The 25,445-nt window shown below is 65.5% G+C and carries 25 protein-coding genes; 13 read left to right on the forward strand and 12 right to left on the reverse strand.

Annotated elements, in window-relative coordinates; translation table 11 throughout:
* Positions 1–24: 24 nt before the first annotated feature.
* The 4 genes from HLH45_RS00885 to HLH45_RS00900 form a co-directional block, all read right to left on the reverse strand.
* Complete coding sequence (locus HLH45_RS00885; protein WP_008576911.1) at positions 25–1,395, reverse strand: pyridoxal-phosphate dependent enzyme; 1,371 nt, start codon at positions 1,393–1,395, stop codon at positions 25–27.
* A 235-nt stretch (positions 1,396–1,630) separates the two neighbouring features.
* Positions 1,631–1,849, reverse strand: a complete 219-nt coding sequence (locus HLH45_RS00890) for an HP1242/YdcH family protein (protein WP_003484103.1) — start codon at positions 1,847–1,849, stop codon at positions 1,631–1,633.
* A gap of 351 nt (positions 1,850–2,200) precedes the next feature.
* Positions 2,201–3,091, reverse strand: a complete 891-nt coding sequence (locus HLH45_RS00895) for an OmpA family protein (RefSeq protein WP_008576909.1) — start codon at positions 3,089–3,091, stop codon at positions 2,201–2,203.
* Positions 3,088–3,471 carry a DUF4398 domain-containing protein gene (locus HLH45_RS00900; protein WP_033479204.1) on the reverse strand — a complete coding sequence of 128 codons (384 nt, stop codon included), beginning with the start codon at positions 3,469–3,471 and terminating at the stop codon, positions 3,088–3,090. The genes HLH45_RS00895 and HLH45_RS00900 overlap by 4 nt, the downstream gene beginning before the upstream one ends.
* A gap of 98 nt (positions 3,472–3,569) precedes the next feature.
* Here HLH45_RS00900 and HLH45_RS00905 point away from each other — a divergent pair, with 98 nt between their 5' ends.
* Positions 3,570–4,703: a PilT/PilU family type 4a pilus ATPase gene (locus HLH45_RS00905; RefSeq protein WP_008576907.1), complete on the forward strand. Its 1,134-nt coding sequence runs from the start codon at positions 3,570–3,572 to the stop codon at positions 4,701–4,703.
* A 397-nt stretch (positions 4,704–5,100) separates the two neighbouring features.
* Here HLH45_RS00905 and maiA read toward each other — a convergent pair whose 3' ends face one another.
* Complete coding sequence (gene maiA / locus HLH45_RS00910) at positions 5,101–5,763, reverse strand: maleylacetoacetate isomerase (RefSeq protein ID WP_008576906.1); 663 nt, start codon at positions 5,761–5,763, stop codon at positions 5,101–5,103.
* A gap of 31 nt (positions 5,764–5,794) precedes the next feature.
* A complete protein-coding gene (locus HLH45_RS00915) occupies positions 5,795–6,853 on the reverse strand; it encodes a fumarylacetoacetate hydrolase family protein (protein ID WP_171309826.1) in 1,059 nt (352 codons plus the stop codon).
* A gap of 308 nt (positions 6,854–7,161) precedes the next feature.
* Here HLH45_RS00915 and HLH45_RS00920 point away from each other — a divergent pair, with 308 nt between their 5' ends.
* The 3 genes from HLH45_RS00920 to HLH45_RS00930 all read left to right on the forward strand — a co-directional run bounded on the left by HLH45_RS00920 (position 7,162) and on the right by HLH45_RS00930 (position 9,567).
* Positions 7,162–8,550, forward strand: coding sequence for a DEAD/DEAH box helicase (locus HLH45_RS00920; RefSeq protein WP_008576904.1), 1,389 nt, complete (start codon positions 7,162–7,164; stop codon positions 8,548–8,550).
* Between the two features lie 135 nt (positions 8,551–8,685).
* Positions 8,686–9,039 carry a 6-carboxytetrahydropterin synthase QueD gene (gene queD, locus HLH45_RS00925; protein WP_008576903.1) on the forward strand — a complete coding sequence of 118 codons (354 nt, stop codon included), beginning with the start codon at positions 8,686–8,688 and terminating at the stop codon, positions 9,037–9,039.
* Between the two features lie 192 nt (positions 9,040–9,231).
* Complete coding sequence (locus HLH45_RS00930; RefSeq protein WP_008576902.1) at positions 9,232–9,567, forward strand: phasin family protein; 336 nt, start codon at positions 9,232–9,234, stop codon at positions 9,565–9,567.
* 112 nt (positions 9,568–9,679) lie between these two features.
* Here the strand turns inward: HLH45_RS00930 and bioD are convergent, their stop codons facing one another.
* A complete protein-coding gene (bioD, locus tag HLH45_RS00935; protein ID WP_014091105.1) occupies positions 9,680–10,354 on the reverse strand; it encodes a dethiobiotin synthase in 675 nt (224 codons plus the stop codon).
* Positions 10,355–10,585: 231 nt separating this feature from the next.
* Here bioD and HLH45_RS00940 point away from each other — a divergent pair, with 231 nt between their 5' ends.
* On the forward strand, positions 10,586–11,068 hold the full coding sequence (locus HLH45_RS00940; protein WP_005920832.1) for a free L-methionine (R)-S-oxide reductase MsrC: 483 nt from the start codon (positions 10,586–10,588) through the stop codon (positions 11,066–11,068).
* On the forward strand, positions 11,065–11,463 hold the full coding sequence (locus tag HLH45_RS00945; RefSeq protein ID WP_008571013.1) for a TfoX/Sxy family protein: 399 nt from the start codon (positions 11,065–11,067) through the stop codon (positions 11,461–11,463). Before HLH45_RS00940 ends, HLH45_RS00945 begins: the two co-directional genes overlap by 4 nt.
* A 293-nt stretch (positions 11,464–11,756) precedes the next feature.
* On the opposite strand, the gene gph is transcribed toward HLH45_RS00945, so the two are convergent.
* The gene (gene gph / locus HLH45_RS00950; RefSeq protein WP_008571014.1) at positions 11,757–12,407 is read right to left on the reverse strand and encodes a phosphoglycolate phosphatase; all 651 of its coding nucleotides are present in this window, start codon (positions 12,405–12,407) and stop codon (positions 11,757–11,759) included.
* Between the two features lie 142 nt (positions 12,408–12,549).
* Positions 12,550–13,629 (reverse strand): DNA polymerase IV, encoded by a 1,080-nt coding sequence (gene dinB, locus HLH45_RS00955; protein ID WP_008571016.1) that lies wholly within the window; start codon positions 13,627–13,629, stop codon positions 12,550–12,552.
* 344 nt (positions 13,630–13,973) lie between these two features.
* On the opposite strand from dinB, the gene fabA reads away from it, so the two are divergent.
* Both fabA and fabB read left to right on the forward strand, forming a co-directional pair.
* On the forward strand, positions 13,974–14,489 hold the full coding sequence (gene fabA / locus HLH45_RS00960; RefSeq protein ID WP_033478375.1) for a 3-hydroxyacyl-[acyl-carrier-protein] dehydratase FabA: 516 nt from the start codon (positions 13,974–13,976) through the stop codon (positions 14,487–14,489).
* A complete protein-coding gene (gene fabB, locus HLH45_RS00965; RefSeq protein WP_008571018.1) occupies positions 14,489–15,697 on the forward strand; it encodes a beta-ketoacyl-ACP synthase I in 1,209 nt (402 codons plus the stop codon). The genes fabA and fabB overlap by 1 nt, the downstream gene beginning before the upstream one ends.
* A gap of 276 nt (positions 15,698–15,973) precedes the next feature.
* Here the strand turns inward: fabB and HLH45_RS00970 are convergent, their stop codons facing one another.
* From HLH45_RS00970 to HLH45_RS00980, 3 genes are all read right to left on the reverse strand, one after another.
* Complete coding sequence (locus HLH45_RS00970) at positions 15,974–16,681, reverse strand: SH3 domain-containing protein (protein ID WP_033478376.1); 708 nt, start codon at positions 16,679–16,681, stop codon at positions 15,974–15,976.
* 138 nt (positions 16,682–16,819) lie between these two features.
* Positions 16,820–18,844 carry a M3 family metallopeptidase gene (locus HLH45_RS00975; RefSeq protein WP_008571020.1) on the reverse strand — a complete coding sequence of 675 codons (2,025 nt, stop codon included), beginning with the start codon at positions 18,842–18,844 and terminating at the stop codon, positions 16,820–16,822.
* Between the two features lie 184 nt (positions 18,845–19,028).
* Positions 19,029–20,132 (reverse strand): PLP-dependent cysteine synthase family protein, encoded by a 1,104-nt coding sequence (locus HLH45_RS00980; RefSeq protein ID WP_005914733.1) that lies wholly within the window; start codon positions 20,130–20,132, stop codon positions 19,029–19,031.
* A gap of 91 nt (positions 20,133–20,223) precedes the next feature.
* On the opposite strand from HLH45_RS00980, the gene HLH45_RS00985 reads away from it, so the two are divergent.
* The 5 genes from HLH45_RS00985 to HLH45_RS01005 all read left to right on the forward strand — a co-directional run bounded on the left by HLH45_RS00985 (position 20,224) and on the right by HLH45_RS01005 (position 25,430).
* Entirely contained in the window at positions 20,224–20,679 is a 456-nt protein-coding gene (locus HLH45_RS00985) for a CopL family metal-binding regulatory protein (RefSeq protein ID WP_033478377.1), read from the forward strand.
* An 86-nt stretch (positions 20,680–20,765) separates the two neighbouring features.
* Positions 20,766–22,571, forward strand: a complete 1,806-nt coding sequence (locus HLH45_RS00990; protein ID WP_008571022.1) for a copper resistance system multicopper oxidase — start codon at positions 20,766–20,768, stop codon at positions 22,569–22,571.
* On the forward strand, positions 22,568–23,662 hold the full coding sequence (locus HLH45_RS00995) for a copper resistance protein B (RefSeq protein ID WP_005914730.1): 1,095 nt from the start codon (positions 22,568–22,570) through the stop codon (positions 23,660–23,662). The genes HLH45_RS00990 and HLH45_RS00995 overlap by 4 nt, the downstream gene beginning before the upstream one ends.
* 161 nt (positions 23,663–23,823) lie before the next feature.
* Positions 23,824–24,348 carry a lactoylglutathione lyase gene (gloA, locus tag HLH45_RS01000; RefSeq protein WP_005914729.1) on the forward strand — a complete coding sequence of 175 codons (525 nt, stop codon included), beginning with the start codon at positions 23,824–23,826 and terminating at the stop codon, positions 24,346–24,348.
* Between the two features lie 323 nt (positions 24,349–24,671).
* Positions 24,672–25,430 (forward strand): hypothetical protein, encoded by a 759-nt coding sequence (locus HLH45_RS01005; protein ID WP_008571024.1) that lies wholly within the window; start codon positions 24,672–24,674, stop codon positions 25,428–25,430.
* Positions 25,431–25,445 lie beyond the last annotated feature (15 nt).

Consider the following 25,445-nt stretch of genomic DNA (forward strand, 5'->3'; position numbering starts at 1 on the left):
CGGCAGTGCCGGATTACTGCACGATCACTGCACGCGACGGCGCAGGTAGTTGAGCAGGTCGATGCGGGTGATCAAGCCAAGAAATTGCGTGCCGTCCATGACGATGGCGACCTGGCCACGGTCGAACACCGGCAGCAGCGCTTCGATCGGCGACGCGACGTCCAGACGATCCAGCTTGCTGACCATGGCAGTGGAAATCGGGTCGCGGAAACGGGATTCGTCGCCATAGACATGCAGCAGCACGTCGCTTTCGTCCACGATGCCTACCAGCTCGCCATCGTCGATCACCGGCAACTGCGAGACGTCGTACAGCTTCATGCGCTGGTAGGCGGTGGTCAGCAGATCCTTCGGGCCCACCACCACGGTGTCGCGCTTGTTGTAAGGGCGCAGGATCAGGTCGCGCAGATCGCCATGTTGCGGGCGCTCCAAAAAGCCGTTGTCGAGCATCCAGTAGTCGTTGTACATCTTCGACAGGTACTTGTTGCCGGTATCGCAGACGAACACCAGCACGCGCTTGGGCGTGGTCTGCTCGCGGCAATACTTCAGCGCCGCAGCCAGCAGGGTGCCGGTGGACGAGCCGCCGAGGATGCCCTCCTTGGCCAGCAGCTCGCGCGCGGTATGGAAGCTTTCCGCGTCGCTGATGGAATAAGCCTTCTTGACCCGCGAAAAGTCGGAGATATCCGGCAGGAAATCCTCGCCGATGCCTTCGACCAACCAGCTGCCGGACTTTTCGCTGACCGTGCCCTCTTCGATGTACTGGGTCAGGATCGAACCGACCGGGTCGGCCAATACCAGTTCGGTGTGGGGCGAGGCGCTGGCGAAGGCGCGCGACAGGCCGGTCATGGTGCCGGAGCTGCCGCAACCGAACACGATGGCGTCCAGTTGGCCGCCCATCTGCGCCAGGATTTCCGGGCCGGTGCCGAATTCGTGCGCGGCCGGGTTGTCCGGGTTGCCGAACTGGTTGATGAAGTAGGCGCCGGGAGTCTCGGCTGCGATCCTGGCAGCCAGGTCCTGGTAGTACTCGGGGTGGCCCTTGGCCACATCCGAGCGCGTCAGCACTACGTTGGCGCCCATGGCCTTGAGATTGAAGATCTTCTCGCGGCTCATCTTGTCCGGCACCACCAGGATCAACTGGTAGCCCTTCTGCTGCGCCACCAGGGCCAAGCCCAGACCGGTGTTGCCGGCGGTACCCTCCACCAGGGTGGCGCCGGGCTTGAGATCGCCGCGCTGCTCGGCCGCTTCGATCATCGACAGACCGATGCGGTCCTTGATCGATCCGCCAGGATTATTCGCCTCCAGCTTGAGGAACAGCTCGCAGACGCCGGTGTCCAGGCGCTGGGCCTTGACGATCGGCGTGTTGCCAATCAGTTCGAGTACGGAGGAATGAATCGCCATCGGGATATCGTCGCTGCGCCACGCGGGCTAGGCCGGTCATTATCCGACGAACCGCCGGGGAATGCTCATTCAGCATTGAACCGATTGCACAGGCCGATGAACGAACAGGCTCAACCGTTCGCCGATGTGCCCCCGCCAGCAAACGCCACTCCAACTAAAGACGCGGACGGTGGCAAGCCGACGAGGAGGCCGCCACCGCCCGCGACGGTGAACTTGTTCTAACGGTGGGGAAGGATCAGTGGGTGAGCTGGTCGTACATCCGGGTGAGCTTTTCTTTTGCCTGCAACTTCTCGCGCTTCATCTGGCCCAAGGTCACGTCGTCGATCGGGAGCACCCCGAGTTCGGCATCCATGCATTTCTTGTTCAATAGCTTGTGGCGTTGGTAGAGCTGCTTGAACTGGGGATCGGACTTCATCAATGCGTCGATTTCGGTCTGCGGTTGCCCTTCGAACATGGCGTTACCTCCTTCACTTAAAACAAGAACGCCCCGGCCAGCGAAGGCACGGGGCGCAGCTTGGGGATGGAAGACCAACGCGTTGCAAAGGCCGACACACCGGCGGGACCACCAACAACTGCTCCACCATGTTGTCTCGCTGCGTGCCTCTGCATCACTGGCCCGGCCCTCCGTACTTCCCGGGCCGCGGAGTTGCTGCCCGGAGGTAAGACCCTACGCCGGTCGCGGAGGGGGTTCAAGACCGAAACGGCCGCATTTGCCGTTCCCTGCCTCAATCAGTGACCGCGGTTCAACCAGGCGTCATGCACCGGTTAAAAGCCCTTAACTTCCAATCACTTGCAATGAACGACATCAGGGCGCGACAACGACCTCGGCCGCGCGGGTCTTGCTGGCCGCGCCTTTGGTGCCGGTGACCTGCAGCCGCGAGGCCGACACGCCGCCTGCCACCAACGCATCGCGCAGTGCTTCGGCACGCTTCTTGGCAATGGCTGCATCGGTGTCGAAGCCGACGATGCTGACCCGGCCCTTCTTGCCGATGTTCAGATATTCGGCCAATGCCTTGGCCTGCCCGGCGGCATCCCCGGACAACGCCGCCTTGCCACCGAAGGCGCCACTGCCCAGGGAAAACACTTCGCCGCGGCTGTCGAACTTGGCGGCCGGCAGCTTGGCCCCGGCGACCAGCTCGGCCTCCTCATGCGCCAGTTGCACCGCCTTCTGCTGGGCCGCGTTGAGCTTGGCGGTCTGCTTGCCGGCCACGCTGGTCAACGCCAGCTCGGCGTCCTGGCGGGCGAGCGCTTCCTGTTCGGCGGCCTGGCGTGCCTGCTCGGCGGCCTCGGCCTGGATCTGCGCCTGCACGCGCAGGCGTTCGGCTTCCTGGCGCGCCCGTGCGGCATCGCGGCGACTGACTTCGATCAGCAAGTCGTTGCGCGTGCCTTCCAGGCGGTCCAATTCGCGCCGCGCCAGCGCGGTACGGGCGGTGAGTTCGGCGATTTCGACCCGCCGGTCGGCCAGAAACACCAGCTCGTCGCGGTCGCGGCGTTTGGCCTCGGCCAGCGCAGCCACGCTTTGCTGCGCCTGCAGCCGCTCAAAGCGCGCCAGATCATTGGTCTGCGGGTCGTTCTGTAGTGCGGCCAGGCGCCGGTTGAGCGCGTCGGCCTGCGGGTCGTCCTTGGCCGCCATCGCCAGCGGCGGCAACGTGACCAGGCTCAACACACCGAGATACAGCAGGGGGCGCAGTTTCATCGGCCGCCCTCCCCGGTATTGAGGGTGTTCTGCAACTGCGCCACTTCCTTCCTGCGCTGTTCCAGTTGAGCGGTGACCACCGCTTCTTCGCTGCGGGCCTTGGCCAGGTCGGCGTCGGCGGCGGCGCGCAAGGCGATCTGGGGCACCTGCTTGCGCTGGCGCTTGTCCAGTTGCGCCTGCTGGGCCTGCATCAATTCCTGGCGGGCCAGGTTGATCAGGTCTGGGGCGTATTGGTCGGCATCGGCCTGGGTGGCGCGTTGCACGGCCTGTTCGGCGGCGGTGAGCTCCGGTGCCACCTGGGCGGCGGCCGGAGAGGAAAGGACCATGAAACAGGCGATGCCATACAGGGATCGCCGCAAGTATGCGAAGCTAGCCGTCATTAGGGGAGCCGTAGCGAGAAGTCTCGAGCACGGCCATTGTCGGAAGCCTGCGGCGGACTTGCAACGAGACGCTGCTGTTTGTTGGGGAACCATTGCGCATGGATATCGGCTACTTCCTGAAGCTGATGACCGAAAAGAATGCCTCGGACATGTTCTTGACCACCGGCGCGCCGGTGTACATCAAGATCGAGGGCAAGCTTTACCCGCTCGGCAATACGGGGTTGCCGCCGGGAATGGTCAAGAAAATCGCCTACTCGTTGATGGACGAAGGCCAGGTGCCGCAGTTCGAACGCGAGCTCGAGCTCAACATGGCCATCGCCCTGCCCGATGCCGGCCGTTTCCGCGTGAACGTTTTCAAGCAGCGCGGCGAGGTGGGCATGGTGATTCGCGCCATTCGCAGCCGGATTCCCAGCATCGAAGAGCTCAACCTGCCGCAGGTGCTCAAGGACGTCATCATGACCCCGCGCGGGCTGGTGCTGGTGGTGGGTTCGACCGGTTCGGGCAAGTCGACCTCGCTGGCGTCGATGATCGACCACCGCAACAGCACCACCACCGGGCACATCCTCACCATCGAGGACCCGATCGAATACCTGCACAAGCACAAGATGTCGATCGTGAACCAGCGCGAGGTGGGCCTGGACACGCACGCCTTCCAGAGCGCGCTGAAGAACGCCATGCGCGAGGCGCCGGACGTGATCCTGATCGGCGAGATCCTGGACGCCGAAACCATGGAGGCGGCGATCGCCTTCGCCGAAACCGGCCACCTGTGCCTGGCCACGCTGCACTCCAACAACGCCGACCAGACCATCGAGCGCATCCTCAATTTCTTCCCGGAAAGCGCGCACAAGAACGTGCTGATGAACCTGGCGCTGAATCTGCGCGCAGTGGTCTCCCAGCGCCTGGTCAAGGGCGTGGACGGGCGCCGCCGCCCCGCCACCGAGGTGTTGCTCAATACCCCGATGATCCGCGACCTGCTACGGCGCGGCCAGGTGCACGAGGTCAAGGCAGCGATGGAAGAGTCGCTGGAAGAAGGCATGCAGACCTTCGACCAATGCCTGTTCCGGATGGTGAAGTCGGGCGAAATCGAGCAGGAAGAAGCACTGCGCGCGGCCGACTCGCGCGACGGCCTGGCGCTGAAGTTCCGTCTCTCCGAGGGCGGCTCCGGCGAGCACGACCCGTATGCGGATTACGAAGCGGCCGCGGCACCGAAGATCAGTCACGGGTTCATCTAATCGGTTTGGCGGCGACGATCGGTGATCTTGCGGCACCGGGGGGCCGCTGGATCCTGGTGGTTAAGAGCGAACTCTGCGACGTGCTCCGCATTCGCGATGCCGATGCAACCGGCGCCCTCATCCGGCGCTGCGCGCCACCTTCTCCCGCTTGCGGATAAGGACGAGATCGGCGCCCCGCTTGCGGCAGGAGGAAAAGGCCGGCGGCCTCCCTCCTGCGGGAGAAGGGAGGGATCGGCGCTCGCACGGTGCTTTCAGGTGCCGGTGCCGAAGCTCTCAAACTTACATTTCGTTGTCGCCTGGCGTGACGCCGACTGCCCGAACCGGGTGATTGCCTGCCCTTTTCCCGTGGCACGGAAGAAGGTCCCGAAGGGCGGATGAGGGCTGTGACAGCCTGCCCTCAGCCCACCGCGTCGGCCTGCATCTCCGGGCGCGCCGCGTCGAAGGCCGGTAACTGCAGGCAGGCCTGCTCGATGCGCCGCAGGGTCGGATACGGCGCCAGATCGACCTCGAACCGGTGCGCGTTGTAGAGCTGCGGGATCAGCACGCAATCGGCCAGGCCCGGTGCATCGCCGTGGCAGAAGCACCCGGTCTGCGCATCGCGCGCCAGCTGCGTTTCCAGTGCCGCAAAGCCCCGCTCCATCCAGCGCCGTGTCCACTGCTGGCGTTGTGCGCCCTCCAGCGCGAACTCGCGCTCCAGCACCTGCATGACGCGCAGGTTGTTGAGCGGGTGCACATCGCAGGCGATGAGCTGCGCCAATGCGCGCACCCGGGCGCGTTCGGCAGGCGCGCGCGGCAGCAGCGCCGTGGTGCGCGCGAATGCCTCTTCCAGATACTCCAGAATCGCCAGCGACTGCGTGATGACCACATCGCCATGCCGCAACGTCGGCACCAGTTCCTGCGGATTGAGTTGCGCATAGGCCGGCGCGTGCTGCTCGCCCCCATCGCGCACCAGATGCACCGGGCGGGCGATGTAATCCAGCACCTTCAGCCCAAGACCGATGCGCACGCGATACGCCGCGCTGGAGCGCCAGTACGAAAACAGCTCCAGGGCCGCGCTCATACGCGACCGCCTGCCGTCGCTGCGCCGCAGGTCATGGCAGCGGCTGCCGCTCGACGCGCTGTTCGATCGCACCGAAGATGCTGGCGCCACGGGCATCGAACATCTCGATCCGCACCATGTCCCCGAACGCCATGAACGGCGTGCTGGGCTTGCCGTCGCGCAGCGTCTCGACCACGCGTTGCTCGGCAAAACACGAGGCGCCCAAGGCGGTGTCCTGGTTGGCGATGGTGCCCGAGCCCACGATCGTGCCGGCCGACAGCGGACGGGTCTTGGCGGCGTGGGCGATCAGTTGGGCGAAGTCGAACTGCATGTCGTTGCCGGCTTCGGGCGCGCCGAACCAGGCGCCGTTGACGTGCGTGACCAGCGGAAGATGCACCTTGTTGTCGCGCCAGGCATCGTCCAGCTCGTCGGGGGTGACGAACACCGGCGACAGCGCCGAACGCGGCTTGGATTGCACGAAACCAAAGCCCTTGGCGAGCTCGGCCGGAATCAGGTTGCGCAGCGAGACATCGTTGACCAGGCCCACCAACTGGATATGCGCGGCCGCCTGCTCGGGCGAGGCGCCCATCGGCACGTCGTCGGTGATGACCACAATCTCCGCCTCCAGGTCGATGCCGTAGTCCTCGCTGATCACCTTGATGGCATCGCGCGGGCCATAGAAGCCGGCGCTGGTGGCCTGGTACATCAGCGGGTCGGTGTAGAAGCTTTCCGGCACTTCGGCATTGCGTGCGCGGCGCACCCGCTCCACATGCGGCAGGTAGGCACTGCCGTCGACGAACTCGTAGGCGCGCGGCAAGGGGGCGGCCAAGGCCTGCACATCCAGATCGAACACGCCGTCGGCGCTGCCATCGTTGAGCGAGGCCGACAAGGCATTCAAGCGCGGCGCCACATTGCTCCAGTCCTCCAGCGCGCGCTGCAGCGTGGGCGCGATGCCGGTGGCGCGCACGGCGGTGCGCAGGTCGCGCGAGACCACGATCAGGCTGCCGTCGCGGCCGCCTTCCTTCAGGGAACCTAGCTTCATGACCATCCTGTGCTGTGGCTGATCGGACGATTGTACGGCCTGCCGCACTACTGGTTGCACCTGAAACAACTGACCGTGACCACAACCGCGAAACCGCGATTTTGTGCAGCGCGCCAAACGCGAGTACACTTGCCGGGTCTGCATGCGGCCGTCCGTTTCCCTTAGGGACAGCCGGCGAGGCCAGGATCGATCGATCCGCTCGCCCGCCCCACCCGACGCCTTTCGTGGTGCCGACAAACCCATCGCTCCTTGATCGGGTTGATCCACCATCTCGCAGCGCGGTTCACGGGAACGCTCCGAGCCTCACCTTCTTGCATCTGCAATGCGTTTGCGCTCCGGGCTTGGCTTGGCGGCGACGCTTTACTTGGAGCTTCCTGATGTCTTTTGAATCCCTGGGCCTTGCGCCCTTCCTGCTGCGCGCGTTGGCCGAGCAGGGCTACGAAACCCCCACCCCGATCCAGCAGCAGGCGATCCCGTTGGTGCTGGCCGGTCACGACCTGCTGGCCGGCGCGCAGACCGGCACCGGCAAGACCGCTGCCTTCGGCCTGCCGCTGCTGCAGCACCTGGGCACCGCGCCGCAGACCGTCAACGGCCCGCGCAAGCCGCGCGCGCTGATCCTGACCCCCACCCGCGAACTGGCCACCCAGGTGCACGACAGCCTGCGCGGCTACAGCAAGTACTTGCGTATCCCCAGCGCGGTGATCTATGGCGGCGTCGGCATGGGCAACCAGCTCGATGCGCTGCGTCGTGGCGTGGACCTGCTGATCGCCTGCCCGGGCCGCCTGATCGACCATATCGAACGTCGCAGCGTGGACCTGTCCGGCATCGAAGTGCTGATCCTGGACGAAGCCGATCGCATGCTCGACATGGGCTTCCTGCCGTCGATCAAGCGCATCCTGACCAAGCTGCCGCGCCAGGACCGTCAGACGCTGCTGTTCTCGGCCACCTTCGAAGAGAACATCAAACAGTTGGCGCTGGAGTTCATGCGCAACCCGATGCAGATCCAGGTCACCCCGAGCAACACCGTGGCCGAGAGCATCACCCACCGCGTGCACCCGGTCGATGGCGCCCGCAAGCGCGATCTGCTGCTGCACCTGCTGGCGCAGGACAGCCGCGAGCAGACCCTGGTGTTCGCGCGCACCAAGCACGGCAGCGACAAGCTGGCGCTGTTCCTGGAGAAGTCCGGCATCAAGACCGCGGCGATCCATGGCAACAAGAGCCAGGGTCAGCGCATGCGCGCGCTGAGCGACTTCAAGGCAGGCCGGGTGACCGTGCTGGTGGCCACCGATATCGCCGCGCGCGGGATCGATATCGACCAGCTGCCGAAGGTCATCAACTACGACCTGCCGATGGTGGCCGAGGACTACGTGCACCGCATCGGCCGCACCGGCCGTAACGGCTCCACCGGCGAGGCGATTTCGCTGGTGGCGCAGGACGAAGCCAAGCTGCTGCGCCAGATCGTGCGCATGCTGGGCCGCGACGTGGAAATCCGCGACGTGCCGGGCTACGAGCCGCAGACCCCGATCCGTTGGGGCAACAGCGCGCCGGGTCGCGCCGAGCAGCCGGGTGGCGAGCGCGCGCCGCGCAAGAGCCACGCCCGTCGTCCACATGGCGATGCACCGCGTCAGGCGCATGCGCATGCCGGCCCGAAGAAGCCGGGTGGCCAGCGCAGCGGCGGGCCGCGTCAGGCCAACGCTGGCGCGGGCGCAGGCCGTCGCGATGGTGGACGTGGCGGCAATGGCCGTCCGGCCAACCGCGGCGCCTGAGCGCTGGGCATGCGCTGAGAACAAGGGCCGCGATGCGGCCCTTGTTCTGTCCGTCCCGGCCTGCCCGGTCTCTTGCGGGATCCTGCCCTGTGCAGTCACGCATCCCTCCCTCTTCCTGCTTGCCGAACCACCATCATGGACATCTTCAAGGTCTTCACCCTGGAAGCCGCGCACCGGCTTCCCAACGTGCCGCCTGGGCATAAATGCGCGCGCCTGCACGGCCATTCGTTTCGCGTCGAGCTGCATGTCAGCGGCGAACCCGGCGCCGAGACCGGCTGGATCATGGATTTCGGTGACATCAAGGCGGCCTTCCAGCCGATCTACGACCGCCTGGACCACCATTACCTCAACGACATCGAAGGGTTGGAAAACCCCACCAGCGAACGCCTGGCGATCTGGATCTGGCAGCAGCTCAAGCCGGCGCTGCCGCAGCTGAGCGAGATCGTGGTGCACGAGACCTGCACCTCCGGCTGTCGCTATCGCGGCTGAGCGGCAGCGCAGTGGGGTGACCTGAAGCCGCCAGCTGGCGGCTTTTCTCATTTTGAGCGGCCGGCTAAGCTGTTGATGTTAAAGCGCTTCTACGCACATTTGGAAAATCTTCAGGAAACGTGTTGCATCGCAGCAACTTCGGCGTATGCTGCAACGCAACAAACGGTCACGGCTTTCCCCAAGGGGTTCGCAATGTCGGCGCAGTTCGAAAACAGCTTCACCAGTCAGTTCGCGTCTGTCGCAGCACGTGCCAACCAGTTGGCCTTGGAGACGCTGGAACGCAACGTCAACGCGACCAGCAGCTTCTTCGGCGAGTTCGCGCAGGCGCGCGATCTGGGCGCCTACCAGACGCTCTGGCCGAAAGGCTTGCAGGTTGCGCGCGACAACCTGGAACGCCTGGCCTCGGTCAATCAGGAAGTGGTCGGGCTGGGATTGAAGATGTCCAGCGAGCTTGGGCAGTTTGCCAAGCAGCAGTTCGAAAACGGCAGCGACCAGGCCGGCGCATCTGGCAAGACCCGGCGTAAGTAAGCGCCAATAAATTCAGCGTCTTTGCATGGGTCCCTCCCCCCGTGCAATCCGGCCCGACAGATCCCTCCCTCTGTTGGGCTTTTTTATTGCCCGCGCGAGCGCGCCGTGCCAGCTAGCGCGGCAACTGCAGCCCGTGTGCCTGGGCGGCAGCGTCGGCGCCCGCCCGCCACGGGATCCGGCCCCAGCACGGCATCGCCAGGCGCTGGCGCAGCATGCCGATGTTCTCTTCGATGCGCTCCATCTGCGGATCGATTTCATTGGCGATCCACCCGATGCACTGCAGCCCATCGGCGGCGATGGCCGCAGCAGTGAGCCGCGCGTGGTTGATGCAGCCCAGCCGCACGCCGACCACCAGCACCACCGGCAGCTGCAAGGCGCGCACCAGATCGGCTTGGTCCAGGGTCGCGCTCAGCGGCGCGGCCCACCCGCCCACCCCTTCCACCACCACCACCTCGGCCTGCGTGCGCAATTGCGCGAACGCGTGTGCGATGGGCTCCAGCGCCAGCGTTACGCCGACATCGGCCGCCGCCAGTTCCGGTGCCAGCGGCGCCGGCAAGGCGTAGGGATTGAGCGTGGCGTAGTCCGGCTGCGGATCGCTGGCCGCCTGCAGCGCCAGCGCGTCTTCGTTACGCCAACCCTGCGGCGTGTGCTCGCAGCCGCTGGCCACCGGCTTCATGCCGACGGCGCGATGGCCGCGTGCGCGCAAGGCGTGCAACAGCGCGGTGCTGCCCATGGTCTTGCCGATGCCGGTATCGGTGCCGGTGACATAAAAAGCTGGATGCTGCATACGCCTGATCCTGCGGCCGCGCCGCCATTGCCGTGAGGGCGCGCAGCATACCGTGCGCACTGCACGTGCGGCTGAGGACGGTTGGTTGTCGTTTGCCTGCGGGGCCACGTTGCCCCTGTGCGCGCCGCTGGCTGCCTCGGCCAATGATCGCGACTCAGTGCTGGAAAGCTCCTGCGCGTTCCTTGCCCGATCGCAACCACGCTGCAAGACGGCCACTGCTAAACTTTGCCGATGTTCGCCACCTCTTCGCTGACCGGCAGCAAGCCGGAACAATATGCCCAGCTCACCGCCCAGGCCCAGGCACTGGTGCACGGCGAGCCGGACCGGATCGCCAATGCCGCCAATCTGGCCGCGCTGATCTTCCATTCGTTGCCGTCGCTCAACTGGGCCGGCTTCTACTTCTACGACGGCCGCGAGCTGGTGGTGGGGCCGTTCCAGGGCCTGCCGGCGTGCGTGCGCATCCCGCTGGACAAGGGCGTGTGCGGTGCGGCCGCCAGTACCCGGCAGAGCCAGCGCATTGCCGATGTGGACGCGTTCCCCGGGCATATTGCCTGCGATTCGGCATCGCGCTCGGAGCTGGTGATTCCACTGGTCAAAGGCGATGCGCTGATCGGCGTGCTGGACCTGGATAGCCCGGAGCTGGACCGCTTCGATGCCGACGATCAACGTGGCCTGGAAGCCATTGCGCAACTCTTCGTAGACGCGCTGGCGTGACCACCGAGCGGATGCGCAACATCGGGCCCAAAAGCGCGGCATGGCTGCGCCAGGTCGGGCTGCGCACGCAGCAGGACCTGCAAGCGGTGGGTGCGGTGGGCGCATTCGTCAAGGTGCGCCGCGCGGGCTTCAAGCCCAGTCTCAACCTGCTGTATTCGTTGGAAGGCGCGTTGGCCGATTGCCATTGGCAGGACGTGCCCGAAGCGCGCCGGCATGCCTTGCTCGCCGAATACGAAGCGGCCAGCGCGCTGCTGCCGGTGCGCGGCCGTGCCGTCGGCGGGCCGGTGGAAACCGTGCACTATGTGCGCGCCGACAACGACGATACGCACGGCGACGCGGATACGGCAACCGACCTTTACGACGCTGCGGATGCAGAGCGAGCAGGCGAGGATTGAATCGGCCGGCAGCGCCCGGCAATCGGCTGATCGAGCCAGCTGGCCCATACGCGCGCTCATGCATGCAGCCTCGCGTCGCACTACGCATGGCCCGTTTCAGAGCCTGAAGCGCAAGGTCCTGCGACGACACGCACCGGTCGGCATGCATGGCTCACCACCGTGTCTTGGGTGCTGGCTGCTCAGCGGCACAGGTCGCTGTTGCACAATCTCCCGCTTCAGCGCAGACGCCCGAGCTTGCGCCTGCGGCCGTAACGCACGCCGCCGCATCGGTCGATCCGTGGTGCGCGCGTAGGTCAGCGCAACGCGAGCAGTTCACGCATGTCGTCGACGATGGTCACGGCACCGGCGCGTTGCACATCGAAACCGCGCAGGTAGCCGTAACGCACCATCGCCAGCGGCATGTTCGCGGCGTTTGCGGCGGCGGCATCGGTGGCCGAATCGCCAACCATCAAACACTGTTGCGGGCTGCGTTGAAAGTGACTGGCAAGCTGCAGCAGCGGTGCAGGGTCGGGCTTGCGCTGTGGCAACGAATCGCCCCCGAGCACACGGCTGAAATGCGCGGCGATACCCAGATGCTCCAGCAACGGCGCGATAAAACGCGCAGGTTTGTTGGTGCACAATGCCAGCGTGGCGCCCGCATCGCGCAGGCCGGCCAGCGCCTCGGCAACGCCCGGGTACAACTGCGGGTCGTGCAGCAGGCTCGCCTCGTAATGGCGCATCATCACCGGCATTTCGCCATCGGCATCGCGCGTGCTGCCGGCTTCGCGCAATGCGGTGGCAAGCAATACCTTGACGCCTTCGCCGATCCAGCTGCGGATCGTGGCTTGGCTGAACTGCTGTAGCCCCAGCTCCTGCAATGTGCCGTTGAGAGCCTCGGCGATATTGGGTGCGCTGTCCACCAGCGTGCCATCCAGGTCGAAGATCACCAGCGGATACGGAAACATTCGGACGGCCTCGTGCGTGGGAGAGCCGCAGTGTACGCAGCACAAGATTCAGCACGTGTCACTGCCAAGCGCCGTGGATTGCTCGCCACCTGCGTTAGATGCAGTCATCGCCGCATGCGAGACGCAATGCAGCACGCGCCGCTCACTCCAACGGCGGCATCTGGCCGAACAACTGCCCCTGCACGGCGCCATCCTCGACATCGCTGAAACCGCTCAAGCCCACACCGACCAGGCGATAGCGCGTCTGCGTGGGCAGCTCCACGCGGCGGGTCAATGCCAGGGCAATCTGCGCCAGCGCCTCCTGCGAGGTAGGCGGCTGCTCGGGCGTGTAGGAGCGCGTCAGGATGCGAAAATTCGAGGTCTTCAATTTCAGCACGACCGTGCGCCCGATGCGTTCGGTGCGGCGCGTGGCGAGCCAGGTCTTTTCGGCCAGCCGCAGGATGTGCGGGTCCAGTGCATCAAGCGCCAGATCTTCGCTGAAGGTGTCTTCCGAGGAGACCGATTGCACTTCCTGATCCGGCTCGACCGGGCGCTCGTCGATGCCGCGCGCGCGGCGATACAGGCTCTGACCGAAACTGCCGAAATGCGCCTGCAGTTCTTCCAATGGCCGCTGGCGCAGATCGGCCACGGTGACGATGCCCAGCGCCGCCAACTTGCCATCCATCACCTTGCCTACGCCGGGAATGCGATTGACCTTGAGCGGCAGCAAAAATGCATCCACGCGGCTGGGCGCGATCACGAACTGGCCATCGGGCTTGCGCCAATCCGACGCAATCTTGGCCAGGAACTTGTTCGGCGCGATGCCGGCCGATGCGGTGAGCTGGGTTTCCTCGCGGATCTGCGTACGGATCAACTGCGCAACCTCGGTGGCCAACTGCATGCCGGTTTTGGCGTGCGTGACGTCCAGATAGGCCTCGTCCAGCGACAACGGCTCCACCAAGTCGGTATGACGATGGAAAATCTCGCGTACTTGCCGCGACACCGCCTTGTAGCGCGCAAAATCCGGCGGCACGAAGATCGCGTCCGGGCACAGGCGCTCGGCACGCACGGCCGGCATCGCCGAGCGAATACCGAAGGTCCGCGCTTCGTAGGAGGCCGCGCACACCACCGAGCGCGCGCCGCGCCAGGCCACCACTACCGGCTTGCCGCGCAGGCCAGGGTCGTCACGCTGCTCCACGGACGCGTAGAACGCATCCATGTCCACGTGCACGATCTTGCGCATCAAGCGGGGTTCTCTGTCGCAGGTCTGCGCCCATGATAAGCCAGCGCCGTCTCACCCCTTGCGTCGAGAGACATCGCCACGGATTGGCGAAGCGGACACGAGCGCGTACTCAATAGCAAGGTAACGCATCGACGGCAGCGCCTGCACGGCTACCATGCAGGCCTGCCACGCATGTGCCGACGGCGGTCCCGAGCACCGTGACTTCGCCTGCAGCAGTGCATCTGCGCACTGCACACTCAGCGGAAAACAGCACGCATACGTACGGATAAAACGTTTGATTGAACCGCGCGACCTCATGCACCCTTCCCCGCCTCGCCTCTCGCTCCTTGCAGGACACGTTCGTCATGACTCGTCAAAGTACGTACTCGCGCGACCAATTGCTGGCCAGCGCGCGTGGGGAATTGTTTGCGCCCGACAGCGGCCGTCTGCCCAACGATCCGATGCTGATGTTCGACCGCATCACCGAGATCAGCGACGCCGGCGGTGCACATGGCAAGGGGCTGATTCGTGCCGAACTGGATATCCGCCCGGACCTGTGGTTCTTCGGCTGCCACTTCATCGGCGACCCGGTGATGCCAGGCTGCCTGGGCCTGGATGCGATGTGGCAACTGACCGGCTTTTTCCTCACCTGGATCGGCGCGCCGGGCCGTGGCCGCGCGTTGGGCTGCGGCGAGGTCAAGTTCACCGGCCAGGTGCTGCCCAGCGCCAAGCTGGTGCGCTACGAGGTCGATGTCAGCCGCGTCATCAACCGCAAGCTGGTGATGGCGCAGACCGATGCACGCATGCTGGTGGATGGGCGCGAGATCTACACCGCCAAGGATCTGCGTGTGGGCATGTTCACTTCAACGGAGAATTTCTGATGCGTCGCGTCGTCATTACCGGAATGGGCATCACCTCATGCCTGGGCAACGATCTGGACACCGTCTCCAGTGCACTGCGCGAGAGCCGCTCCGGTATCACCGCGCTGCCCGATCACGCCGAAGCAGGCCTGCGGAGCCAGGTCGGCGGTGCGGTGGCGCTGGATCTGGACAGCCTGATCGACCGTAAGCTCAAACGCTTCATGGGCGATGCCTCGGCCTACGCATACCTGGCAATGCGCGATGCGATCGCCGATGCGGGCCTGGATGCCGAGCAGGTCGGCGGCCTGCGCACCGGCGTGATTGCCGGCTCCGGTGGCGGCTCCAGCCAATGGCAGGTGGAAACCGCCGACCTGCTGCGCAACCGTGGCGTGCGCAAAGTAGGCCCATACATGGTGCCGCGCACGATGTGTTCGTCGGTGTCCGCATCGCTGGCCACCGCGTTCAAAATACGCGGGCTGAGCTACTCGCTGTCGGCCGCGTGCGCGACGTCTGCGCATTGCATCGGTGCAGCGGCAGATCTGATCCGGCATGGCGCGCAGGACGTGATGTTCGCCGGTGGCGGCGAAGAACTGCACTGGACCATGAGCGTCATGTTCGATGCGATGGGCGCGCTGTCCACCGGCTTCAACGATCGCCCTGCCGTAGCCTCGCGCCCGTACGATGCGCAGCGCGATGGCTTCGTCATCGGCAGCGGCGGCGGCATGCTGGTGCTGGAAGACTACGACCACGCCATCGCGCGTGGCGCACGCATCCATGCCGAACTGCTCGGCTATGGCGTGACCTCCGACGGTGCCGACATGGTCGCGCCCAGCGGCGAAGGCGCCGTGCGCTGCATGCACATGGCCATGCATGGCTTGCAGCGCCCGATCGATTACCTCAACACGCATGGCACGTCCACGCCGTTGGGCGATGTCACCGAACTGGGCGCGGTGCGCGAGGTATTCGGCGACAACGTGCCGCCGCTGTCTTCGACCAAGGGGCTCTCCGGGCACTCGCTGGGCGCGGCCAGCGTGCACGAGGCGATCTACAGCCTGCTGATGCTGCGCGATGGCTTCATGGCCGGCTCGGCGCATATCGACGAACTCGACCCGCGTGCCGAAGGCTTTCCTATCCTGCGGCAGACACAGGACGCGACCTTGAACACGGTGATGTCCAACAGTTTCGGCTTCGGTGGCACCAATGCGGCACTGGTCTTCGGCCGGGTGTAACCACTGGCGCCACCGCCGCGATCACGCTGCGGTGGCTCGCCTGCGATGCGGCAACGCGCGCCTAGATCACGCAATGCTGCCAGGGTCTTGCAGGCACTCAGCCGAAGCGTCAGGCCTGCCGTAGCAAGCGCACGCTTGCGCCGCTGGTGCCGGCCGGGGGACCAGCCGCGCGTATCCCCTAGTGCACGCCGGGCTCGGTTCGACGAGCGGTCGGCTGGCAATCGTGACGGCCACCAATTTCCATTGCCGAGGCGATTTGTCGCACTCGATGCGTGCCTAATCGATGCAACGCTGTAGCGCGTCATCCTGGTTGCGTGAATTTTCGCACCGTTGCCGAACCGATTGCTCGTAATCGCTGCGTGCCTGGGAGATGCAGCTCTGCACGGCGTCGTCCTGACTTCCCGAGCGTTCGCACCGATGTATCTTGTCGTCCCGCCTGTCGGCATCTATCCGATTCAGCGCAGCCCGGTCGATCACGGCCCGCTCGCGCTGGGTGCGCTCGGTTTCTGCGCGTGTTTCGGCCTTGGCGCGCCTTGCCAGGGACTGTACTCCGTCCGCCGTCACGCCCTCGCCAGGTGCCAGCAGCTCTAGTGGCAGCGAGTCCCCTGGAGTGTGATCGCGCCAGTAGGCGCGCTCGCTCTCGACGGTCCATTCGCGGCCGCGATAATGCGTGTCCCAGTAGGCATCCAGCGAAAACGTCAGCTTCGGCACCACCTGATTCAAGGCGCCGTGAGCGAGCACGATCGAGGCCGCAGGAAGCCAGCCACGTGCCTCCGGTGAACGCACATCGCACCAAGCGCCGCTGTCGAGACAGCCATAGACCTGCAGCGTACCGCCGGGCTGAACTTCGCCCACGCGCCGGTACTCTTCGGAAGGTCCGGCGCGCAGGCCAACCAGACCGTTGGCGTGGCCGGTGTGCTGCGCCCAAACCGGCAGGGCCGCGGCCATCAGCCATAGCGCACTCCATGAAAAACGTCGCTGCATTGCGCTCTCCTTGTGCCCTATCCCGCCGCATGCTTCGCCCCCGAAGAGGCGCCAGGTCGCGGTTATAGGACAGCTCACCTCAATGCAATGCGAACGCCGTGGCGACGGTAGCAGATGACGACTGCGCCATCGGCGCCGTCAGCCCGCCATGCCGTTATGCCGTAGCAGCGCATCGATGGTCGGGGCCCGACCGCGGAACGCGCGGAAGTTCTCCGCTGCCGGACGACTGCCGCCACGCGCAAGCACCTCGGCGCGGAACCGTGCGCCGGTCTGCTCCAGTTGGTCGGGCGCCTCTTCGAATGCGGCATAGGCATCGGCGCTGAGCACTTCGGCCCACTTGTAGCTGTAATAGCCGGCCGCATAGCCACCTGCAAAAATATGGCTGAACTGATGCGGGAAGCGATTCCATGCCGGCGGCCGATTGACCGCCACTTCGTCACGCACGCGCTCGATCAATTGCAGCACGCTGTCCTGCGACGGGTCGTAGGTGCTGTGCAGTTGCATGTCGAATAGGGCGAATTCCAGCTGACGCACGGTGAACATGCCGCTCTGGAAATTGCGCGCCGCCAGCAGGCGATCGAACAGGTTACGCGGCAGCGGTTCGCCGGTCTGCACGTGCGCGGTCATCGCCTGCACGCGCTCCCACTCCCAACAGAAGTTTTCCATGAACTGGCTGGGCAGCTCTACCGCGTCCCATTCCACGCCATTGATGCCGGCCACGCCCAGCTCGCCAATCCGCGTGAGCAACTGATGCAGGCCATGGCCCATTTCATGGAACAGCGTGGTGACTTCGCCGTGGCGGAAGGTGGCCGGTGCATCGCCGCTGCCGCGCCCGAAGTTGCACACCAGATACACCAGCGGCGTCTGCACGCCGTTGGCGGTGTTGCGGCGATTGCGGCAATCGTCCATCCACGCGCCGCCGCGTTTGCCTTCGCGCGCATACAAGTCCAGATAGAACTGGCCAACCAGGGTGCCTTGCGCATCTTCCAAACGGTAGAACCGCACGTCCGGGTGCCACACCGGCGCGCTGTCGGGTTTGACGGTGAGCCCGTACAGGCTGTGGATCACATCGAACAGGCCGGCCAGCACCTTCGGTTCGGTGAAGTACTGCTTCACCTCCTGCTCGGAAAAGCTGTAACGCGCCTGCTTGAGTTTTTCCGAGGCGTAGGCCAGGTCCCAGGCCTGCAGTTCATCCAGACCCAACTCGTCGCGCGCAAAGGCTTCCAGCTCGGCGCGGTCGCGCTGTGCATGCGGCTTGGCGCGCGCGGCCAGATCGCGCAGGAAGCCCATCACCTCGTCGGGGCTCTGCGCCATCTTGGTGGCAACCGAATAGTCGGCGTAACTGGCAAAGCCGAGCAGCTGCGCCAACTCGGCGCGCAGGGCCAGGATGCGATCGATGTTGGCGCTGTTGTCCAGCGTGGCATCGCCGAATTCGGACGCGCGCTCGGCATTGGCGCGATACAGCCGCGCGCGCAGATCGCGGCTGTCGGCATCGCTCTGCACCGGCAGATAGCACGGCATCTGCAAGGTGAATTTCCAGCCCGGCACGCCGTCTTTTTCGGCGGCGGCGCGTGCGGCGGCAATCACTTCTGCCGGCAGGCCCGACAGCTGGGTCTGGTCTTCGGTCACGTACGACCACGCATCGGTAGCGTCGAGTACGTTCTGCGAGAACTTGGCTGCCAACGCCGAGAGTTCTTCCTGGATCTGTGCGAACCGCGCCTTGGCGGCATCATCGAGTTCTGCACCGCCCAAGCGGAAATCGCGTAGCGCGTTTTCCAGCACCTTGCGACGCGCCTCATCGAAGTGTGCGGCTTCCGGCGATTGCGCCAGCGCCTTGTATTGCGCATACAGCGCCAGATTCTGCGCCAGCGCGCTGCCGAAGCGGCTCACCTTGGGCAGATTGCAGTTATAGGCCTCGCGCAGCTCGGGCGTGTTGACCACCGCCTGCAGGTGCCCCACCTGCCCCCACGCACGCCATAGCCGCTCGGTGGCATCGTCCAGCGGCGTGACGAAGCTGTCCCAGCACACCGGGCTGACCTGCTCGGCCGCCTTCACCGCCGCCTCGGCCTCGGCGAGCAGTTGGTCGATCGCCGGGCCCACGTGTTCGGGGCCGATCGCATCGAAGGACGGCAGTCCGGACAGATCGAGCAGCGGGTTGGTCATGGAGCGCTCCGGCAATGGACTGGGTGAGTGGATTCAAGGATCGGCAAACGTGGCACGCAACCGTCAGCAGGTGAGCACGGCACCGAGGGCACGGTGCGCGCCTGGGCCCGCCGACTGCGGACACCGATCGCACGGGCGTGGCGGTGAGCGCAGCGCCTTGATGCCTACGTCCCGGATATGGCGGTCATTCCAGCGCCGCACAAGGCAAGGCAGGCAAATCGCCGCCGTTCACGGCCAGCGCAATGGCTGTATCGCTGTCGCTGACATCGATCGCGCGCGCCTGGTACCAGGCCGGGTCGTAATAACTGTGCGCGTATCGTTCGCCGGCATCGCACAGGATGGTGACGATGGAGCCCTGCCGGCCTTCGTCGCGCATGCGCCGGGCAGCCTGCAGCACGCCGACGAAGTTGGTGCCGGTGGAGCCGCCCACGCGGCGGCCCAGCGTGGCGCTGACGTGGCGCATCGCCGCCAGGCTCAGCGCATCGGGCACCTTGATCATCACATCCACGCAGCTGGCAATGAAGCTCGATTCCACCCGCGGGCGGCCGATGCCTTCGATGCGCGAACCGCCGGTGATGGCCAGCTCCTTGGGGCATTGGCCGTCCACTGCGCGGCAATAGCCGTCGAAGAACACCGACACTTCCGGGTCGGCGCACAGGATGCGGGTGGCATGGCGCCGATAGCGCACGTAGCGGCCCAGGGTGGCGCTGGTACCGCCGGTGCCGGGGCTGCAGACGATCCAGTCCGGGATCGGGTGCGGCTCTTCGGCCAGTTGCTTGAAGATCGATTCGGCGATGTTGTTGTTGGCGCGCCAGTCGGTGGCACGCTCGGCATAGGTGAACTGGTCCATGAAGTGCCCGCCGGTCTCGCGTGCGAGCTGGTGCGAGGCGCTGTCCAGGTCGCAGGCGCGTTCGACCAGGTGGCAGCGGCCGCCCTGGAATTGAATCGCGGCGATCTTCTCCGGCGAGGTCGAGGCCGGCATCACCGCGATGAAGGGCACGCCGAGCAAACGCGCGAAATACGCTTCGGAAATGGCCGTGGAGCCACTGGACGCCTCGATCACCGGGCGCCCGGCGCGCAGCCAGCCATTGGTGAGCGCGTACAGGAACAGCGAGCGCGCCAGGCGGTGCTTGAGGCTGCCGGTCGGGTGGCTGGACTCGTCCTTGAAGTACAGGTCGATGCCCGGATAGCCCGGCAGTTCCATCGGAATCAGGTGGGTGTCGGCCGAACGATTGAAATCGGCCTCGATCTTCCGGATGGCGGCGGCCACCCACTGGCGCTGCGACATGGCAGGACTTGGCTGCGAAAGTAGCCTCAATTCTACCGCCCCCACCTGCCCGCTTACGCACCCAGCGCATCGGGCGGACAGCTGGGGGCCGATGCTATGCTCGCTGCACCTGTCACTGCCGCGACTACCTGTGCTGCATCGCCTGCTCCGCCTGCTGCTGTGCCTGAGCCTGGTTGCCAATACGGCCACCGGCGCGTGGGCGTCGGTGGGCATGGCCATGCCGGCAATGGCGCCGGGCGCGATGCCCGCCGCGACCATGGCGGGAGGCACCGCCGCGACCCAGAGCGAGTCGCCGGCAGCCCTGCCGTGCCATGAGGCGATGCCTCCACCGACAGCCATGCAGTGGCACGACAAGGCCACGCATGCGCACGCGCCCGACTGCTGCAAGCTGGGCAGCTGCGATTGCCTGCAGCACGCCAGCCTCGCCTTGTTGACCTTGCCTTCCGTAGCCGCCGGCCTGCTCGGCCACCCGGCGGTGCCGGACACCTTGACCGAGGGGCGCAGCAGCCCGCTGCCCGACCAACCGGTACGACCTCCCATCGCCTGAGCGCCGACGGCCCTGCCTTGGCCGTCCTCGGCCCCGCGCGTGCTTGCGCGGGTTTCCTCAGTTGTGCGCTGCGCTCCATCTTGCCGATGGAGCGCGCAGGAGATGTCATGTCTTTCGATCCCCCGTTTTCCCACGGCTCAACCGCCAGCGGCCTGAGCCGGCGCCGCTTCGTCCAGGGCCTGGCCCTGGGCGGCGTCGTCGCCGCCAGCGGCCTGTGGCGCTACGACGCGCGCGCCGCCGCCCAGGCCACCACGCCGGTGCTGCGCGGAAGCAGCCAGTCGCTGCAGATCAGCCGCCTGCCGGTGAACTTCACCGGACACACCCGCTCCGCAATCACGGTCAACCAGAGCCTGCCGGCGCCCACCCTGCGCTGGCGCGAGGGCGACACGGTGGGCGTGCGCGTGCGTAACGCGCTGACCGACCAAGCCACCTCGGTGCATTGGCATGGCCTGTTGCTGCCGGCCAACATGGACGGGGTGCCGGGCATGAGTTTCGACGGCATCGCGCCGGGCCAGGAGTATCACTACCGCTTTGCGCTGCGCCAGTCCGGCACCTACTGGTACCACAGCCATTCGATGTTTCAGGAGCAGTCCGGGCTGTATGGCGCCATCGTCATCGACCCGCTGACGCCGCCGCCGTACCGGCACGATCGCGAGCATGTGGTGCTGCTCTCGGACTGGACCGACCTGGACCCGGCCGCCCTGTTCCGCCGGCTCAAGCAGATGCCCAGCCACGACAATTACGCGCAGCGCACGGTCGTCGATTTCCTGCGCAATGCGCGCGACGACGGCCTGCGCGCCACGCTGGCCGACCGCGGCATGTGGGGGCGCATGCGCATGACCCCGACCGACCTGTCCGACGTCAACGCCAACACCTACACCTACCTGCTCAACGGCGTGGCGCCGGCCGGCAACTGGACCGGGTTGTTCAAGCCAGGCGAAAAGGTGTTGCTGCGTTTCATCAACGGCTCGTCGATGACCTACTTCGACATCCGTATTCCCGGCCTGCGCATGACCGTGGTGGCCGCCGACGGGCAGTACGTGCATCCGGTCAGCGTGGACGAACTGCGCATCGCCGCGGCCGAGACCTTCGACGTGATCGTCGAACCGCTCGGCCAGGATGCGTTTACGTTATTCGCGCAGGACATGGGCCGCACCGGCTTTGCCTGTGGCACGCTGGCAGTGCAACACGGCTTGCAGGCGCCGATTCCCGCACTGGATCGGCGCGCCATCCTGACCATGCAGGACATGGGACATGGCGATGGGATGCACCACGCGCTACCCGCAATGCACGGCGCGCCCGGGATGTTGGCGGCGCATGGGACGCACACCATGCACTCGCACGACGATGCCCAGGCACACGACAAGGCGCCGCATCATCCCGCCAGCGAAACCGGCAACCCGCTGATCGACATGCGCAGCAATGCCACCGCACCGCGCCTGGACGACCCCGGCGTGGGCCTGCGCGACAACGGCCGCCGCGTGCTGTGCTACGCCGATCTGCATAGCGTGTTCGAGGATCCGGATGGGCGCGAACCCGGGCGCGACATCGAGCTGCATCTGACCGGGCATATGGAAAAATTCGCCTGGTCCTTCGATGGCATCGCGTTCGCTTCCGCGCAACCCTTGCGTCTGCAATACGGCGAGCGGCTGCGTATCGTGCTGGTCAACGACACCATGATGCAGCACCCGATTCACCTGCATGGCATGTGGAGCGACCTGGAAGATGCACACGGCAACTTCCAGGTACGCAAGCACACCATCGACATGCCGCCGGGCACCCGCCGCACCTACCGCGTGCGTGCCGATGCGCTCGGCCGCTGGGCCTATCACTGTCATCTGCTGTACCACATGGAAGCAGGAATGATGCGCGAAGTGCGGGTGGAGGCATGAGTCGCTTTCGCACACAGGCCTGGTTGGCTGCTGCGTTCCTGGCGAGCGCATCTGCACTTGCGCAGGAGCATCAGCACGATGCGCTGGAGGACGCACCGCAGGACATGCAGGACCATGCGATGCAAGTGACCGATGGCATGCAGACGACCCCTGCCTCATCTCAGGCCGCTCACATGGACCACGCTCACATGGCGCACGCTGCCACGGGTACCGGCCCCATGGACGATGAATCGATGAAGCATGGATCCATGGGCGATGCATCCATGCACCACCAGGCGATGGATCACGCGTCGATGGATCACTCCAAGATGCACCACACGCAGCCCACACACGCTGCACAAACTCCTGCATCACCCGCCGAGACACGCAGTCACCCACTCCCTCGCGACCCCATTCCCCCACCCACGGCGGACGACATCGCCGCCGCATTCGCACCATTGCACACGCATACGATGCACTCGGCAGGTATCAACCACTATGTCCTGCTCGATCGGCTTGAAGCGTCCAACACGCATCGCGGTAGCGGCCAGGCCTGGGAATCGCGCGCATGGATCGGCGGCGACATCGACCGGCTCTGGCTGCGCAGCGAGGGCGAACGGCACGACGGGCGCACCGAACCTGCCTCGCTGGAGGCGTTCTATGGCCATGCCATTTCGCCATGGTGGGATGTACTCATCGGCGCGCGCCAGGACATCGGCGCAGGCGAACATCGCAGCTGGGCCGCTTTCGGCGTGCAAGGCCTGGCGCCCTACAAGTTCGAAACCGAAGCCACGCTGTATGTGGGCACTGGCAGCCGCGCGGCGCTGCGGCTGGAAGGCGAATACGAGGTACTGCTGACCAACCGTCTGATCCTGCAGCCGCGTGCGGAAGCCGACATCGCGCTTACCGACGACAACCGCCGCGGCATTGGCAGCGGTCTGGAAGCGGTGGAACTTGGCTTGCGCCTGCGCTACGAGATTACCCGCCGCTTCGCGCCGTACATCGGCTGGGTGCACAGCCGCAGCTTCGGCGATAGCGCACAACGCGCCGCGATGGACGATGCCCCCGCACGCGACAGCCGCTTTGTTGCCGGTGTGCGCGTGTGGTTTTGAGGCGATGGCATCGTGCACGGGCAGATGCAGTTGGCCCTCTCCTCCAACGCCAGCGCATTCGAACCGCTGCCCTTTCGCCATGACACGCCGACAACCCTGCCCTGGCTACCATCCCCCTTCGCGCAACACCCCCCACCCGCAATCCACACCAGGAGACCGCCATGCCTTTGAACGATCTGCAACACGTGCCAGGCGCCAATGCCGCGCCCGCCGACACGCACGGCTTCGTGTTCAACCACACCATGCTGCGCGTCAAGGACGCAACACAGTCGCTGGATTTCTATACCCGTGTCCTGGGCTTCCGCCTGCTCGACGCACGCGATTTTGCCGACGCAAAATTCAGCCTGTATTTTCTCGCGCTGCTGCCCGAAGGCACGGCCATTCCCGATGACGACGCGCAGCGTCGCCTGTGGATGGCCGGCATCCCCGGCGTGCTCGAACTCACCCACAACCATGGCACCGAAACCCAGGATGGCCCGGTCTATCACGACGGCAACAGCGACCCACGCGGCTTCGGCCATATCTGTATCTCGGTGCCGGACATCCATGCTGCCTGCGCACGCTTCGACAGCCTCAACGTGCCGTATCAGAAACGCCTGGAAGACGGCCGCATGAAGCACCTGGCTTTCATCAAGGACCCGGACGGTTACTGGGTGGAGATCATTTCCAATACGCCCTTGGCGTAAGTCCGCCGCTCAGCGGCAAGCTGGCGCGTCAGCGGATGCACAGGCCGAACGCAGCGCATCCGCGACGTGGAAGCCCCGCGCCGCAACGACGTGCGGGAGCCGCCAGGCCCGGTGCAACGACTGGACACAACGGCGGGCTGGAGTAGACTTTCGCCGCCCTCCGCAATGGATGCACCCCAATGCTCGTCAGGAAGATTTCACTTGTCCTTGCGCTAGCAACGATCGCCGCCTGCACACAGGCGACACCGGACGCCACCGCTCCGAAGACCGCCGCAGCCGCGGCCGGCACTCCTCCAAAACCGCCAGAAAAGGATGCACCTCCCATGCAGGACGCAACCCAGGGATCGACCCAGCAATTGCAGCCGCCGCGGACCGACAGCGTGTTGTATTTCATCAGCAACGTGGACGGCGATGGCGCAACCTCCTACGAGGTCGCCAATGGCAGCTGGATCAATTATTGGTACGGCTTTCAATTCGAACTCGGCGGTACGCGGTATTACACCGGCTTCGCCTGGGAAACGCCCGAGCTCTATGGCGCCGAGCGCGAGAATCACGATGCTGCCCCTGGTACCAAGGTGACGCTTGCTCACGCCACGTTTGTGGCCAGCGAACCGGGGAGCAAGTCTCCATGGAAGCTGCTTGGCGCAGAGCCTTACATCGGCGAATTCGGCGGCATGGAGCAGGGCAACACCGTCGACACGACGCGTCAACCACAGACCTTTGTCACCGATGACGGCAGGCTGGTGCTGGCCGTGCCGACGTGGAGCCTGCAGTCGGGCGTGCGCATCCTTTCCTACGACGCACTCGTGTTCAACCCGAAAGAAACCGATAACGTCAACGACAAGCATTGGACCTATATCGGCAACATTCCGGCGGGTGAGGACAACAGCGCCAACTGTGGCGAAGATGCGCCCGGCAAGATTGCCTGCGTCAAGAACACCAGCACGCTTGCGTTCGTGAAGCAGCCAGGACTGCCCGCATTGCGGGTAACGGTCTCTGCCGTTCCCCCGACGAGCGGGGGTGACGCGACGGTTGAATACCGCTACGATGCCGCCAGCAAATCGTATTTGCCGACCCCTTGATACAGGACCAAAGGA

Origin of the sequence: Xanthomonas euvesicatoria, from assembly GCF_013112235.1 — a bacterium.
Classification (GTDB): Bacteria; Pseudomonadota; Gammaproteobacteria; order Xanthomonadales; family Xanthomonadaceae; genus Xanthomonas; species Xanthomonas euvesicatoria.